We start from the raw sequence: 16,044 nt of genomic DNA on the forward strand, positions 1-16,044 counted from the left end.
ATGAGAAAAGTTGGACTATCTTAAAAGACTCATGAAGTATTTAGACGACTGCAAACTATTGGTAGCGGTTGGCCTAATCTTGGCGCTGGCAGGGATATTTTGCAGTATGGCAGTGCCAAAAGTGTCAAAGCATATCATTGACGATGTTCTTGTTGCAAGGCACTTTGAAAAGCTTTACTATTTTGCTCTAATTTTGGCAGGGCTTGTGCTTTCTAAGGCAATTTTGAGTTATTTTCAGAGCTACATATTCGAATACACATCTCAAAAAGCCATCTATAAGCTCAGAGAGCAGCTCTACACAAAGCTTCAATACCAATCTTTTGAATATTTTGACAGAGCATCAACAGGAGCTATTATGAACAGAATGGTAGGTGACCTGGAGGCTATTCGAAACTTTTTAAATCAGGGCTTTGTTCAGGTAATTAGCATAGTCATTACATTAATATTGGCACTTTCTATAATGCTTTCAATGAACCTTTTACTTTCGTTTTTGAGCTTAGCAACAACACCTCTTATTTACTTTAACGTCAAAAGCCTTGCCAAAAAACTTCAACCTACCTTCAGGGAAATAAGAACATCCTTTGAAAAGCTCACATCAAAGGTGCAGGAGAACATAACAGGTATAAGAGTTGTCAAAGCGTTTGGAAATGAAGAGTTTGAAAAGAAAAGTTTTGAAAAAGTTGCATTTGAGTTTACAAGCAAAAATATCCAGGCTGCTGATATAAGGTCGGTGCACAATCCTCTTGCAAATTTCTTAAATGGCTTAAACTCAGTCATAATTCTTGTTGTTGGAGGGTATTTGGCTATAAAAGGGAAGCTGTCTATTGGCACGCTTTTTGCATTTGTGAGCTATGTTAACTTGTTCTCTGCACCCATTGGTAACATTCAAAACCTTGTGAACCAGTGGCAAAACGCCTTTGCATCCTTAGAAAAGGTGTTCGAGGTGCTTGACAGTGAGGTTTTAATTCATAGTCCAAAAAATGCTATTCATCTTAAAAACATTAAAGGTGACATAAAGTTTGAGAATGTGTATTTCAAGTACAAAGATAAGTTTGTTCTAAAGGGAATAAACATTCATATTCAGCCAGGTGAGGTTGTTGCCATTTTAGGTCAGGCAGGTTCTGGTAAGTCATCTTTAATAAATCTTCTTGCCAGATTTTACGACCCGACATCTGGCAGGATACTCATTGATGATGTTGATGTGAAAAATGTAAAGCTTTGTTCACTCAGAAGAAACATTGGAATAATAATGCAGGAGACATTTATTTTTTCTGACACCATAGCTGCAAACATAGCGTTTGGAAAGCCAGATGCAAAAGAAGAAGAGATAAAATGGGCTGCAAAGCTTGCCCGGGCAGATGAGTTCATTGAAAGGCTTCCAGAAGGGTACTCTACCGTTGTTGGTGAGAGAGGGATAGGACTTTCGGGCGGTCAGAAACAGAGAATTGCAATTGCCAGAGCGCTCATATACAACCCAAAAATTTTAGTGCTTGATGATGCGACCTCAAGTCTTGATTTTGAAACAGAGGCTGAGATTCAGAATACTTTGAAAGAGGTGATAAAAGGAAGAACAACAATTATCATAACCCACAGAATTTCTCAGCTTGTTGTTGAGGCAAACAAAATTTATTACATGCAAGATGGCAGAATTGTTGAACAAGGAACACATGAAGAGTTGATGAGACACAAAGGTAGATATTACACAACATTCAAAAAACAACTGCTCGAGCGCGCAAACTCACTTCCTGCTTAAAAAAGTTTTGTAAAAGGGGGAATTTTTCAAAATGGCAGACCCTGTGGCCAAAAAGCAAATTTTTTCTCAAGAAGAGACAAATTACGAATTAAAGATACCATATTTGAAAAGGCTTTTTAAGTTTCTTCTTCCATACAAAAAATGGCTGGTTTTAACTTTGATTTTCATGTTTGCAGCAACAGTTGCTGACTTGGTTTCTCCTTATCTTCTAAAGCAGGCAGTTGACCACTATATCCCCAAAAAAGATTTCAATGGAATTTTGATAATTGGAGCTTTGCTTATCTTAATGCTTTTTGTTAACAAAGAGTGCTCAAAAAACAAGATAAGGCTTGCAAACAGAACAGGACAGATGGTTTTGTTTGATATCAGAAAAGCTCTTTTTGACCACGTTCAAAGCCTTTCTTTCAGCTTTTTTGACAAAAACTCAACAGGAAGAATTATTGTTAGAATTGTCAATGACGTCAATACCTTGAACAACCTATTTACAAACGGCATTGTGAATGTGATAACGGACATGTCAAGCTTAGTTTTGGCAGCAATAATAATGTTTTCTATAAATCCTAAACTTGCAATGGTGACATTTGCAGCTTTGCCAATTTTTTTAGTAGTTCTTTTTACAACCAGAAACGCCATAAAAAGAAACTGGAGGGCTGTGCGAAGGAAAATTGCGAACTTAAATGCGTATATACACGAAAACATAAGTGGCATCAGGGTGATTCAGGCATATGTCAGGCAAAAGGTCAACAGGGCTATTTTCAAAGATGTCATAGACGATGTATTTTTGTCATGGATGAAGGCGGTCAGGATTAACGGTATATTCTCACCTGCGGTTGAGGTATGTTCAATGATAGGAACGCTCATCATCTACTTTTACGGTGTAAAGCTTCTTAAAATAAACGGTGTTACAGTTGGAACTTTAATTGCTTTTGTTAGCTATTTAGACAGGTTTTGGCGACCGGTTGTTACACTTTCGAACTTTTACAATCAGCTTCTTGTTGCAAGCGCATCGTCAGAAAGGATCTTTGAGGTGCTTTCTATTCAGCCCGAAATAAAAGAGGATAAAAATCCGGTAGAGATATCTACTTTTAGAAATTCAATTGAATTTAAAAATGTATGGTTTGCGTACAAAGATGAAGAATATGTTTTAAAAGATGTGTCGTTTGAAATCAAAAAAGGAATGATGGTTGCGCTTGTGGGTGCAACAGGCTCTGGCAAAACCACAATTGTAAATCTTCTTGCAAGGTTTTACGACCCGCAAAAAGGTAGTATCCTTATCGATGGCATTGATCTTAAGAAAATTAGCTTTAAAAGTTTAAGGAAACTTATAGGTATTGTCCAGCAGGAACCGTTTTTGTTCTCAGGCAGCATCCTTGACAATATTCTGTATGGAAAACCAGATGCCAAGCTTGAAGAGGTTATAGAGGTTTGCAATTTTTTAGGTGCACATGATTTTATATCGCAGTTTGAGGATGGTTACTTTACACAGGTAAATGAAAGAGGAAACAGGCTATCTACTGGACAAAAACAGCTGATAAGTCTTGCGAGGCTTTTGCTTCAAAACCCCCAGATTCTTATTTTGGATGAGGCAACGGCATCGCTTGACACACATAGCGAGCTTATGGTGCAAAACGCTTTAAACAAGGTGATGAAAGACCGCACTTCAATTGTGATTGCTCACAGGTTATCTACCATAAAGGATGCAGATTTAATAATTGTAATGGACAAAGGGAAAATAGCTGAAATGGGTACACACGAAAGCTTGATAAGGAAAAAAGGCATTTATTATGAACTTTGTGCAAGCCAGATAAGATTTGTAAAGGCAGGGTGATAAAAGGAAGGAAAAGATACTGCGAATATATTTTTGGTATTTACAAATAACAAGAAAGGTCTTATAATATTTAACCGTGTTTAATTTGTGTGGGCCATTAGCTCAGTAGGCAGAGCACCAGCCTTTTAAGCTGGGTGTCCCGCGTTCGAGTCGCGGATGGCTCACCATTTAATTTTAAAAGTCACAGGTGGCCCCGTGGTCAAGTGGTTAAGACACAGGCCTTTCACGCCTGTAACAGGGGTTCGAATCCCCTCGGGGTCACCATTTTGTTTGTGTAAAGTTGAGTAAGTTTTTGGATGCAAAAGATAAAAGCTTTAAGGTGTATTGAGCTTACTTAGCTAATGAAGGCAGCTGGAATATGGATAATTTATAATATGATATAGGATTTTAGTGGGCAGGTAGTAAAATTATCCTGCCCATTTTGTTTTTTGTTTAAATTTTTCAATTTATTTTGTGAACTTTTACTACTTGCTGAAACAATAAAAATATTTATAAAATAATTAAGTAAACGATTACACAAGCTTTGAAAGGGGAAAAGAAAAATGCTTTACAGAAGGTTTGGAAACACAGGGGTTATGATATCAGCCTTAGGTTTTGGTGCTATGAGGCTTCCGCAAAAAAGAGTAAATGACAAAATGATATATGACGAAGATGAAAGTATAAAGATAATACATCGAGCAATTGAGCTTGGTGTAAACTACATTGACACAGCTCCATATTACTGCGATTCACAGAGCGAAATAATTGTTGGAAAGGCTATAAAAGGTATAAGAGACAAGGTTTATATCTCAACAAAGAATCCCATTGAAGATGATTCTGGAGACAATTTCTTAAAAAGACTTGAAAGCTCTCTCAAAAAACTTGATATTGATAAGATTGATTTTTATCACATGTGGGGTATAAACTATGAAACATTCAAAGAAAAAATTATCAAAAAAGGAGGACCGCTTTCTGCAGCAAAAAGGGCAAAAGAAGAAGGATTAATTGGTCACATTTCATTTTCCTTCCATGACAGGCCTGAGAACATGATAAAAATAATTGACGAAGGAGAGGTATTCGAGACAGTTCTTTGCCAGTACAATCTACTTGACAGGAGCAATGAAAAAGCAATCGAATATGCAGCCCAAAAAGGGCTTGGGGTTGTTGTGATGGGACCTGTCGGTGGTGGAAGGCTTGGTGCACCGTCGCCTGTCATCCAGAATCTTCTTCCGGGGAAAGTTGTGTCAAGCGCAGAGATTGCTCTGAGGTTTGTTTTGGCAAACCTGAATGTATCCTGTGCACTTTCTGGTATGTCTACTATTGAGATGGTTGAGCAAAATGCATCAGTTGCGTCTAATCCAAATCCGCTCAGCACTGAGGAAGTTGAACTTATTAAAAAAGCCATGGAAGAAAATAAAAAACTTGCAGACCTTTACTGCACAGGTTGCAACTACTGTATGCCATGCCCGCAGGGGGTAAATATTCCACTTAATTTCCAAATAATGAACTATCACAGGGTATATGGACTGACTGAATTCGCGAAAGCTGAGTATGCGAGGATTGGGACTGTTCAGTGGTTGCCCGGGAAAAAAGCTGAGGAATGTATAGAGTGTGGAATTTGTGAAGAAAAATGTCCGCAGAAGATTCAAATTAGAAAACAATTAAAAGAAACTGCTCAGACGCTTGGATCAAAATAAAAGTAAAAAATAGCAACAAAGAGCTGGCGCATTTTTAACTATTTTTGTTTGCCAGCTCTTTTATTTTGCGAAAATCGGAGTTATAAAAGCTTCTATAAAGGCTGCAAAGACTACAAGTAAAGCGCCAGCGATTGAAAGAGCAAAAAATTTTTTGAATGCTTCTTTCAAATTTGGCTGTTTTTTCGAGATAGCTTCTTTTAAAAATATTGCCGATGCTACACTTCCAATTACAAATGCGCTTATTTCAAATATCCCATGAGGCAAAATTAAAAGCAGAGTTTTTAATATAGATGTCTGTTTTGCATATATTGTTGATACAATTCCTACAATTAGTCCATTTGTAATCAGAATAAAAGCAGAGACAAGTCCAAATGATATTGTTCCTAAGGTTAATATTACTAAATATACTCTTAGATTATTTTTTAAAATTACAAAGAACAAATCAGATGAATTAGAAACATTTTTGAGAAGGTTTTGAAAGAACTTTCTAATAACCGTATTAAATAGCTTAGTTATTTGTGGTTCAAATGCTAAGGCTAAGAGAATTCCAAGTATACATGAAAGAATAAAAATTAATAAGGCTATTAATAGAAGCTTTTTCTCAGATTTAAAAGTGCTAATGATATATCTCAAAAGAAGCATCTCCCATTTTCAAGAGTCTCTATTTAGAATGATACCAGAAATGTAACGAGTATGCAAATATTAAAAAACAATTTTTCACAAAATTTTAATTAACACTGCTTTCAATTTGATATATAATTATGATGATGCAAAAAAGAGGAGGGTTTGCCATGAAGGTAACATACCTTGCACATGCAAGCTTTTTGATAGAGACAAAATCAGGGGTAAAAATTCTAACAGACCCATACGATGCTTCTGTTGGATACACGGTGTTTGATGTATCTGCTGATGTGGTGCTCACATCTCACAAGCATTTTGACCATGGCTACACAGGCAGCCTAAAAGGGAATTATGTTCTTGTCGACAAGGAAGGCGAATTTAACGTCAAAGGTGTTAAAATAAAAGGCATAAAGACCTTCCACGACAAAGAAAAAGGGCAAAAACGAGGAGAAAATATTGTGTTTGTCATTGAGGATGAGTTTTCAATTGCGCATCTTGGCGATTTGGGGCATGAACTTTCATCCCCTGAGCTTGAAAAGATGGGGAAAGTTGATATTCTTTTAATTCCTGTTGGCGGCGTATATACAATTGATGCGAAAGAGGCTTTCAATGTTGCAAAGGCTGTAAATCCAAGGGTTATAATTCCTATGCATTACAAGACAGAAAAGCTCAAGTTTGACCTTGGGAAGGTAGAAGAGTTTACAAAGTATTTTGAAGAAGTTGAAGTGCTGCAGACAAGTGAGATTGAAATCAATTGCCTTCCAGAAAAACAGAAGGTTATGCTGCTTAAATACAAAGGATAAAGGAGAAATTGCGAGATGGCAAAAAAAAGTGATAAGAAAAGTATATATCAAAGTGCAAATAAATTTGGTGAAAGTGGAACTTCAATTTTTCCAGACAAAACACTTGTGGCATACAAAGCATTTGTACTTTTTGCCTTTTGTGTGCTTGTTTTGATGAGTCCATATTATAGAGGACTTTATTTTGATTATGAACTAAGTGTATTTCAAGCAGTTATGGCTGGGATATTTATCCTTTTTGCAATATATCTTTATCTTTCAAAAGAGGGTTTTTTAATAAATTCAAAACTTGAACTTATTCTGCTTCTTTTTATGGTTGCATATATTGTTCCCTACTTTTTTGCAGCAAACAGAAGGCTTGCTCTTGGAGAATTTTTCAAGTATGCATTTTACTTTGCAGTTTTTTATGTGGCGTCAAGAATTTCAAAAGGCAAAGCAGAAAAACTTGCTATTTTGAATACTCTTTTTCTCTCAACAGTAGGTGTTGCATTTTTTGGGTATCAAGCAGCGGTAAAGTTAATACCAGAGACTGCCCGCCCTCTTGGCATGGCCATGAACGGGCTTTGGGTTGGGAATATGATAAACTCAACACTGCAGTATCACAACACAGCAGGAACTGTGCTGGCATTCGGGTTTATAATCTCTTTGATGCTGGCAATGTATAGTAGAAATAAGCTGCTAAAAAGCTCCTATTTTGCCTTTTCAAGCTTTATATTTACAGCGTTTTTCTTTACATATTCAAGAGGCTCATATATTACCCTCTTGCTTGCACTTTTGGTATTTTTCTTGCTTTTGCCGAGAGAAAAAAGAATTTCGCTCATTTTTAACATAGCGATTGTTGGCGCTTTTGTTATTGCTTTTTTGAATAAGGTTGGGGCAAACCTAAACGAACATGGGAAAGTAAAACTTTGGCTTGTCTTGCTCATCCAGATGCTTCTGGTTTTTGTCCTGACATATGCTTTTGGATTTGTGGAGAGAAGACTTTATGGTATTAGCAACAACATTTATTTAGTGGTTGCAGGCGTTGTTGGCATTTTGGCTATCATTGGTTTTGCTGTTGCTCTAAGGATGCATTTGATTCCTTCAGACATGGTTGAGAAAATAAAATCCATAGCTATGTTCTGGAAAGAGAGAAACTTTGTTGAAAGAATGGTGTTTTACAAAGATGGATTAAAGATATTCTTAAAAAGCCCTTTATTCGGTTATGGTGGTGGGGCATGGGTATCACTGTATTTTATGTACCAGTCTTATTTATATTTTACAACCCAGTCTCACAACTATTTTTTGCAGGTGCTTCTTGACACGGGGATTGTTGGATTTAGTATACTTTTAGTGTTTTTATGGCTTTTATTTTCTGCTTCGATCAAGGCATGGGATAAAAAAGAACAAAAAGAGAATGTTATTATTGCTGGGCTTGTGGCTGCAGCTGTACAGCTTTATTCTCACTCAGTGCTTGACTTTGACTTTTCGCTCGCATCTGTGCAAGTTCTGCTATTTGCAGCTTTAGGGGTATTAGCTTCGACATCTTCACAAATTCTTCAGAAGCATAATCAAGAAAAGGTGATTTACACGAGCAGAAAAGCAAATTTTGTACCTGTTTTGCTGACAATATTTTATCTGTTTGTGATAATAATTTCACTGAATTTCAGACTTGGAAACTACTATGCTAACATTGGTCAGCAGGCACTGCAAGCAGGAAATTTGTCTGCTGCATATTCGTTTTTGTCAAAAGCTGTCACATACGACTCACTCAATTCCAATGCGCTTTCAGACTATGCGGTTGCTCTATACAGAATAGGTGACCAGAACAAAGATGTAAACCTGATTGCGAAGGCAGATGGTTATTTCAGACAGGCAATTGTAAATGACAGGTTCAATGCAAAGATAAGGTTTAAATATGCAGTATATCTTCTTTCTCATGGAGCAATAGATAGCGGACTTTCACAGATAGAAGAGGGGATAAAACTTCAGCCTCTTCAACCAGCAAACTATGAGCTGAAGGCTGATGCATATGCAAAGGTTGGAGATTATTACCTTGGAAAAGGTGATAAAGAAAAAGCGAAGAAGTACTATGAGGTTGTGTTAAAGATTCCACAGGAGATTGAGAGGGTGAAAAAGGAGAGGGAGAGGATTCCTCCAGTTTTAAAAGGCAAAGAGAACATAAATGTGTTTATTATGACAGCAAGAACTCAGGAAATATTAAATATAGTCAAAAGTAAATTTAAAGATTTATAAGGAGAAAATATCAAATGAATCGAGGCAAGCTGACAATACTACATATAGTCGAAAGTTTTAGTGGAGGAGTTTTTGATTTTATTAGTGACATAGTAAATGAATTGCCAGAATATGACCATGTTATAATTCATGGCTTAAGAGAGGATACACCCCATAATTATACACAATTAATAAAAGCATCTGAATTTATTGAAGTTAAAAATTTCCAGAGAGAAATAAACTTAATAAAAGATTTTAAAGCATTAATTGAAGTTATATCTATATTAAGGAGATTTAAGGCGAGAAAAATTGTTATTCATTTACATTCTTCAAAAGCAGGTTTTATAGGACGTATTGCAAGTAGATTTTTGAAGTTATATAACAAAGTGGTTTATACACCACACGGAGCTTCTTTTTTGCGAAAGGACGTTTCGTCACTTAAAAGGAATATATATATTTTGTGCGAAAAAATAGCAGCAAGATGCGGTGGTTTTGTAGTTGCATGTTCGAAATCAGAGGCTGAAGAATTTAAAAAGTATAAAATCAATGCCTTTTATATCAACAATGGTGTGAAAAACTACTCAAAGATATTTATGGACGAAACAAAAAGTTTTAATAAAGAAAAGATAATAGTGGGAAATAGCGGAAGAATAGTAGAACAAAAAAATCCAGATTTATTCAATTCAATAGCAAAAGAATTTATTGGAGTTAAAGAAATAGAGTTTTTATGGATAGGCGATGGACCTTTGAAAGATAGGTTAACTTCTCCGAATATAAGGATTACAGGTTGGCTCAGTAGAGATAAAGCAATAGAATACTTAGCGAATGATGTTGACATTTATTTATCCACATCTTTGTGGGAAGGACTTTCTTTAACTATTTTACAGGCAATGTCTCTGAAAAAACCCTTAGTTCTGTATAAGTGTGTTGGGAACATTGATTTAGTAAGCTGTGATCAAAATGGCTTTTTATTTACTACGAAAGATGAAGCTGTAAAAGCTCTTAAAATTTTGATTAATGACGAGAATATGCGGAAAAGATTCGGAGAGAATTCATATTCTTTATATATAAATGAATTTAATGATAAAAAAATGCTAAGTCAATATAAAAAATTGTATAAGGAGCTTGGTGGTATGACTACCTAACATATTCTTTACAAAAAGGCAATGATATTTAGTTTATTCCTAAAGTAAAATTTTTTGAAAAATACGTTGTTGAAAAAACAGACAAATGTTGAATGTCTACTTAGAAGAAAAAAGCGTTGTTGATAAATGAAATGGAGGGGATGTTTTGAATAAAGAGGTTTGTGCAATTGTTGTAACTTTCAACAGGGAAAGACTTTTAATAGAAAATATAGAATCTCTTTTAAAACAGACTTTAAAATTAAAATGGATTATTATTGTCGACAATAATTCGCAAGGATATAAAGAAGTAAAGGAAAAATATTTCAGATACGGAAGAAAAAGTGAGTTTAGTCAAGTTATTTTACATAAGTTCAAACAAGATGTAGAAGAAATATTATATGATGATACAAAAGAAACAGAGTTTTTATATGTCAGATTAAATAACAATAAAGGAGGAGCAGGGGGTTTTAAGATAGGAATCTCGATAGCTTTGGAAACAAAATGTGACTGGTTTTGGTTGCTTGATGATGACGTTGAATCTCAGGAAGACTGTTTAGAAAAGCTATTTAAATATACTGAAATTTCAGAGTGCATTCATCCTCGACGAGTTTATTATGATAACACCGAATGTCTATGGGAAGGTGGATTGGATATTGTGACAGGATTAAGATATTCTTTGGATGACATTTCTTTTAAAAATGGAAAGCCTTTTTGTGTAGTAAACGTAGGGTGTTTTGAAGGTATGCTGATTAGCAGAGGCATGGTAGAGAGAATTGGATTACCAGATGAAAGATTCTTCATTGTAGATGACGATACGATATATGGTTTTTTAGCTAGTTTATATACTAATGTTTTATATGTAAGGGATGCAGTGATAATAAAAAAAATTAAAAAGTTAAACTATGAACTCGAACCTGTTTTTGTTTATTATTATTTGCGAAATTATAAGCTAAAGCTTCAATATATGGATGAATATTTTTCAAAATATACGTTTGTAAGAAAAGTCTTTTTTTATTTTTCTATTTTTAAATTTGTCATTCAAACATTCTTTAATAAGCGACCTTTTTTACTAAAATACATTATTAAAGCTCTAATAGATTCTAAAAAGAGTAAATTTGGAAAGGGGTTATAAGTTTGAAATCTAAAGAAAACAATAAGAGGGCAATTACATATGACAAAATGATAAGAATTTTATTGGCAATATTTATCTATTTCTCTTTTTTATTGTATCCAATGGGTGGTTTATATATAGGTTATGAAAGGTTGAAACTGTACGTTATTGAAATGGTTTTATTTTGTATTTTTCTAACAATAACAATGAATAGAGAAATTTTTAAATTTATTAAAGAGATTTTACTCTACAAAACAAAAAGAAAAGATAAAATAGGTTTGCTTTTAATTTGGAACATTTTGTTATATATAAGTTGGGCGTGTTTGAGCTTATTATGGTCAAATGATAAGGTTTCAACTTTGGTAAGTTTATCAAAGCTAGTAGTTATGATTTATTTTTCTTTCTGTGTTTTGATATATATGAATTATTATGGGGTTCAAGCAGCAAAAGTAATTTTAGGTTCTTTGCTTATAACTGTAGTATTATTGTTAGGAATAAAGATTTATAAAATAATTAATGTGTTAGGAACTTCATATTTTTTGATGATGCTCAAAACAAAACAAGTGCAGTCCGGGAATCCCATTTATAGCTTGTTTATTTACAAAGTATTTGCTACTCCACCTTTGGGTAACTCACAAAATGTTACTGATTCATTAATTATTTCATATATAGGGATTTCAATTTTAGTGTATCTTCAATATAAAGACAATCTTAATGTAAGATTCTACAAGTTTCTTCTTGTTAGTACTGCTGTTATTGGGACTATGCAGTTGTACATAGGAATTTCTAAAACAGCTTTTTTGTCATTATGTTTGTTGATATTTTTCTTACTAATAGGGTACTTGATATACAAGGAAAAGAGCATATTATACTTAGGTTGTATATTGATTTTTATTAATTCGTTAATATTATTACTAAATCCATTTAATATTCGTAATGCAGTAACTGAAAGATTTTCAGTTCTTACAACTCTTAAGCTATCGAGGGTAGAGGAACAAAAAACACAAAGAGAGGATGTTTCTATCACGAGCAGATTAGAGCTATGGAAGGAAGCTTTGAAGATTTTTGAAAATCACAAAGTTTGTGGAAGCGGCTATAGGAGCAATAAAGCACTATATTTGAGGAAATACAAAGTAGATAATCCTCACAATATTTACTTACAAACATTGTCAGAGTTAGGCATTATAGGTTTTACATTTTTAGTAAGTATAATTATAGGTTGGCTATTATTAGCAATAAAAGCAATTAGGAAGAACCAATATATCCTTTTGTGTATCGGACTTATTTTTATATATTTCTTTAGAGGATTAAATGGATGGCAATTTGAAGAACTTGATATATGGCTATTAATGTTTTTAGCAATTTATCTTTATGTTAAATACTTTACTATAAAAATATACAAAGATAGGAGAACAGGGTATGAACGATGTAGTTGTTTTAATTCCTCATTATAACAACATAGAAGGATTAAAAAAATCAATAGCTTCAATTAATGACGATGTTGATATTTTGATAGTTGACGATGGAAGCTTTAGTAAACCTACAGAAGAAGAACTAAGGGACCTTTGTGTAAATCCGCGTGTACAAATAGAAATAATTTATTTAAAAAAGAATCAAGGAATTGAACATGCACTAAATGCAGGATTAAAAACAGTTTATCAAAAGGGATATAAGTTTATTGCAAGATTAGATGCGGGGGATGAGTGTTTACCTTATCGATTTAGCGTTCAAAAACAATTTTTAGAATATAACCCGGAAATATATTTAGTTGGTAGTTGGGCTGAGGTGGTTGAAGAAAATAGAGTGAGTTATATTCTAAAAAAACCTACAGATTATAAAACTATAAAAAAGCTTATATTTGTAAATAACACCTTTATTCATCCAGCGGTAATGTTTAGACGAGAGGTAATTGACGAGGTGGGTTTTTACCCTGAAAAATATAAATATGCCGAGGATTATGCATATTTCTTTAAAATTACAAAAAAATTTAAATGTGCAAATATTGATAAACCTTTGATACGTTATACTTTGGGAGAAAGTAATATTTCGTGGAAATATTATAAAAAACAATTAAAATCTAGAATAAAAATTATATGGGACAACAAGGCATTAAATCCTTATTGGTTTTATGGTTTAATTAGAAACATTTTTCTGCTCATAGTACCTAAGCAGTTTATTGAAAAGTTAAAAAAGATTTTATTTACATTATTGACAAATAAAGAATATAAAAAAGCTAATTTTTAAAATTATTACAATTAATCACAAAATTATGTTCAAATATAGGGAATGGGAAAAACTAATGAGTATTCAAAGAAACTATATTTACAATGTTATATATCAGTGTATTTCTCTCGTGATTCCTTTTGCTACAATACCTTATATTGCGAGGGTTTTAGGGCCTCTTAATTTGGGAATTACTGCATATACCAATTCAATCGTTCAATATTTTACTCTTATTGCTTCCTTGGGGGTAGGATTATATGGAACTAGACAAATAGCATATGTAAAGGAAAATAAAGAAAGAAGAAGTAAAGTTTTTTGTGGTATATTTTACACAAAAACTATAGTAGCAGTAGTGGTATATTTTGTATTTTTAATATTTGTAATTCTGACTGGTAAGCAATATTTTTCTGTTTTTATGTTACAGTCAATCTATATAATATCAGCAATACTTGATATTTCTTGGCTTTATACAGGTATGGAAAGATTTGATAAGTTAATGATAAGAAATATTATTGTAAGAATAACAGGGGTAATTTTAGTTTTTTTGATTGTAAAGGAAAGGAGTGATCTTATTAAATATATTTTTATAGGTGTTATTTCAGAGTTAGTAGGTCAATTAATTATGTGGTTACAAATAAAGAAATATGTGAGTTTTACTTTTGTCAATTTCTCAACTATAAAGGAACATTTTCTATCTATGTGCAAATTATATATACCTCAATTTATTATTCAAGTCTATACAGTATTTGATAGAACTATTATCGGAATATCAACCTATAAAGAAGAAGTAGCTTATTTTGATTTAGCTAAAAAATTAATAAATATGTTAATAATTTTTCCAACTTCGTTGGGAACCGTAATGTTGCCAAAAATTTCTTTTTTAGTTGAAAATAATAAAAATGAAGTAATAAAAATATACTTACATAGAACAATAGAGTTTATGTTTTATACATCTTTGCCTATGTTTTTGGGTCTTATTATAGTTTCTGATAATTTAGTCAGATGGTTGTATGGATATAATTTTTATAAGAGTGCAATTTTAATAAAAATAATGGCACCAACAATATTTTTTATTTCGATTAGTAATGTAATAGGTATTCAATTTATGGTTCCTTATAAAAAAGAAAGGGAATTAACAATTTCTGTTTTTGCAGGTGCGATTATGAGTATATTATCTAATGTAGTTCTTGTATTTTGGCTTAAATCAATTGGTGCAGCTATTTCGTTTTTGCTAACTGAAGCTACAGTTACGATTATTCAAATTGCGTATACAAGAAATATTTGGGAATATAAATATATAATTCGCATGTTGCTTAAATATTTTATTATCTCCATTACAATGGTATTTATCTTGATACTTATCGACGTTTTTATTAAAATAGAAAACTTTACTGCAATATTTGTTCAGGTAATAATAGGTTTCTTATTTTATATATTATCCAATGTAGTTCTCGAAAGTGAGATTCAAAGAGATGTTTTTTCGCAAATAAAGAAATTTCTTAGGAGGTCTAAAAATGAGATTTGAATATGTTGTAGTAGGAGCAGGTTTTGCTGGGTGTACTATAGCAGAGAGAATTGCGAATGTGCTAAATAAAAAGGTTTTAATAATAGAAAAAAGAAACCATATAGGTGGAAATGCCTACGATTATTATAATGAAGATGGAATACTTGTCCACAAGTATGGTCCGCATATTTTTCATACAAACAACAAGATTGTATGGGATTATCTATCGAATTTTACAAAATGGAGATTGTATCAACATAGGGTTTTAGCATATGTAGATGGTAAGTATGTGCCATTTCCAATCAATTTAGATACAATAAATATCTTATATAATAAAAATTTTTCATCAGAAGATTTTAAACTTTTTTTAGAAACAGTCAGAAAAAAAAGTGAGAAAATTACTAATTCAAAAGATGTGGTTACGAGTCAAATTGGAGAAGAATTATATGAAAAGTTTTTTCAATGGTATACCAAAAAACAATGGGATATTTTTCCAGATGAATTATCACCAGAGGTAACAGCTAGAATTCCTGTTCGTTTCAATAGAGATGATAGATATTTTACAGACAGATATCAAGGAGTACCTGAATATGGTTATACAAGGTTATTTGAGAATTTGATAGACAGTAAAAATATCCATATATTATTAAATACCGATTATAAGGAAGTGATAAATGAAATTAAATTTGAGAAATTAATTTATACTGGACCAATTGATTATTTTTTTGATTATAAATATGGTAAACTGCCATATAGGTCTATTAGGTTTGAATTTGAAACTTTGTCTTGCGAATATTATCAACCTGTTGCTACAGTAAATTATCCTAATGATTATGATTTTACAAGGATTACTGAGTTTAAGCATATTACAGGACAAATACATCCGAAAACTACAATAGTAAAGGAATATCCAACTTCTGAGGGAGAGCCTTATTATCCTATACCTCAGAATGAGAATTATGAAATTTATAGATTATATGAGAAAGAAGCCCGAATGTTAACAAATATTTATTTTGTAGGTAGACTTGCGAGCTATAAATACTATAATATGGATAAAGTTGTTGAAGAGGCCTTAAAGTTATTTGAAAAAATAAAATTTACATCTTAAGGATATTGTGTTGCTATTATAAAATCAAAGAAATTAATCTCCAATGTTCCACAGGTAATTAGTTAATGATATTATAACTTAG

The 16,044-nt window shown here is 32.7% G+C and carries 12 protein-coding genes and 2 tRNA genes; 13 read left to right on the plus strand and 1 reads right to left on the minus strand.

The features are described from left to right. Nucleotides 1-10 precede the first annotated feature (10 nt). The 5 genes from CALKRO_RS00175 (at nucleotide 11) to CALKRO_RS00195 (ending at nucleotide 5,257) form a co-directional block, all read left to right on the plus strand. Nucleotides 11-1,753, plus strand: a complete 1,743-nt coding sequence (locus tag CALKRO_RS00175; RefSeq protein WP_013429112.1) for an ABC transporter ATP-binding protein — start codon at nucleotides 11-13, stop codon at nucleotides 1,751-1,753. A gap of 31 nt (nucleotides 1,754-1,784) precedes the next feature. Beyond that, the gene (locus tag CALKRO_RS00180; protein WP_013429113.1) at nucleotides 1,785-3,581 is read left to right on the plus strand and encodes an ABC transporter ATP-binding protein; all 1,797 of its coding nucleotides are present in this window, start codon (nucleotides 1,785-1,787) and stop codon (nucleotides 3,579-3,581) included. A 91-nt stretch (nucleotides 3,582-3,672) separates the two neighbouring features. After that, nucleotides 3,673-3,748, plus strand: a tRNA-Lys gene (locus CALKRO_RS00185). Between the two features lie 22 nt (nucleotides 3,749-3,770). Beyond that, a tRNA-Glu gene (locus CALKRO_RS00190) sits at nucleotides 3,771-3,845 on the plus strand. A gap of 278 nt (nucleotides 3,846-4,123) precedes the next feature. Continuing rightward, nucleotides 4,124-5,257, plus strand: a complete 1,134-nt coding sequence (locus CALKRO_RS00195) for an aldo/keto reductase (protein WP_013429114.1) — start codon at nucleotides 4,124-4,126, stop codon at nucleotides 5,255-5,257. 60 nt (nucleotides 5,258-5,317) lie between these two features. Here CALKRO_RS00195 and CALKRO_RS00200 read toward each other — a convergent pair whose 3' ends face one another. Next, nucleotides 5,318-5,890, minus strand: a complete 573-nt coding sequence (locus CALKRO_RS00200) for a stage II sporulation protein M (protein ID WP_013429115.1) — start codon at nucleotides 5,888-5,890, stop codon at nucleotides 5,318-5,320. Between the two features lie 158 nt (nucleotides 5,891-6,048). Here CALKRO_RS00200 and CALKRO_RS00205 point away from each other — a divergent pair, with 158 nt between their 5' ends. From CALKRO_RS00205 to glf, 8 genes are all read left to right on the plus strand, one after another. Next, on the plus strand, nucleotides 6,049-6,681 hold the full coding sequence (locus CALKRO_RS00205; protein ID WP_013429116.1) for an MBL fold metallo-hydrolase: 633 nt from the start codon (nucleotides 6,049-6,051) through the stop codon (nucleotides 6,679-6,681). Between the two features lie 15 nt (nucleotides 6,682-6,696). Further along, nucleotides 6,697-8,913 (plus strand): O-antigen ligase family protein, encoded by a 2,217-nt coding sequence (locus tag CALKRO_RS00210; protein WP_013429117.1) that lies wholly within the window; start codon nucleotides 6,697-6,699, stop codon nucleotides 8,911-8,913. A 14-nt stretch (nucleotides 8,914-8,927) separates the two neighbouring features. Then, nucleotides 8,928-10,037 (plus strand): glycosyltransferase, encoded by a 1,110-nt coding sequence (locus CALKRO_RS00215; protein WP_013429118.1) that lies wholly within the window; start codon nucleotides 8,928-8,930, stop codon nucleotides 10,035-10,037. 145 nt (nucleotides 10,038-10,182) lie between these two features. Continuing rightward, complete coding sequence (locus CALKRO_RS00220; protein ID WP_013429119.1) at nucleotides 10,183-11,148, plus strand: glycosyltransferase; 966 nt, start codon at nucleotides 10,183-10,185, stop codon at nucleotides 11,146-11,148. 2 nt (nucleotides 11,149-11,150) lie between these two features. Continuing rightward, the gene (locus CALKRO_RS00225) at nucleotides 11,151-12,581 is read left to right on the plus strand and encodes an O-antigen ligase family protein (protein ID WP_013429120.1); all 1,431 of its coding nucleotides are present in this window, start codon (nucleotides 11,151-11,153) and stop codon (nucleotides 12,579-12,581) included. Beyond that, on the plus strand, nucleotides 12,547-13,371 hold the full coding sequence (locus CALKRO_RS00230; protein WP_013429121.1) for a glycosyltransferase: 825 nt from the start codon (nucleotides 12,547-12,549) through the stop codon (nucleotides 13,369-13,371). Before CALKRO_RS00225 ends, CALKRO_RS00230 begins: the two co-directional genes overlap by 35 nt. A 55-nt stretch (nucleotides 13,372-13,426) precedes the next feature. Beyond that, nucleotides 13,427-14,875, plus strand: a complete 1,449-nt coding sequence (locus tag CALKRO_RS00235; RefSeq protein ID WP_013429122.1) for a flippase — start codon at nucleotides 13,427-13,429, stop codon at nucleotides 14,873-14,875. Further along, a complete protein-coding gene (gene glf / locus CALKRO_RS00240) occupies nucleotides 14,865-15,962 on the plus strand; it encodes a UDP-galactopyranose mutase (protein WP_013429123.1) in 1,098 nt (365 codons plus the stop codon). Before CALKRO_RS00235 ends, glf begins: the two co-directional genes overlap by 11 nt. The last annotated feature ends 82 nt before the right edge of the window (nucleotides 15,963-16,044 follow it).

Source organism: Caldicellulosiruptor kronotskyensis 2002, from assembly GCF_000166775.1.
Classification (GTDB): domain Bacteria; phylum Bacillota; class Thermoanaerobacteria; order Caldicellulosiruptorales; family Caldicellulosiruptoraceae; genus Caldicellulosiruptor; species Caldicellulosiruptor kronotskyensis.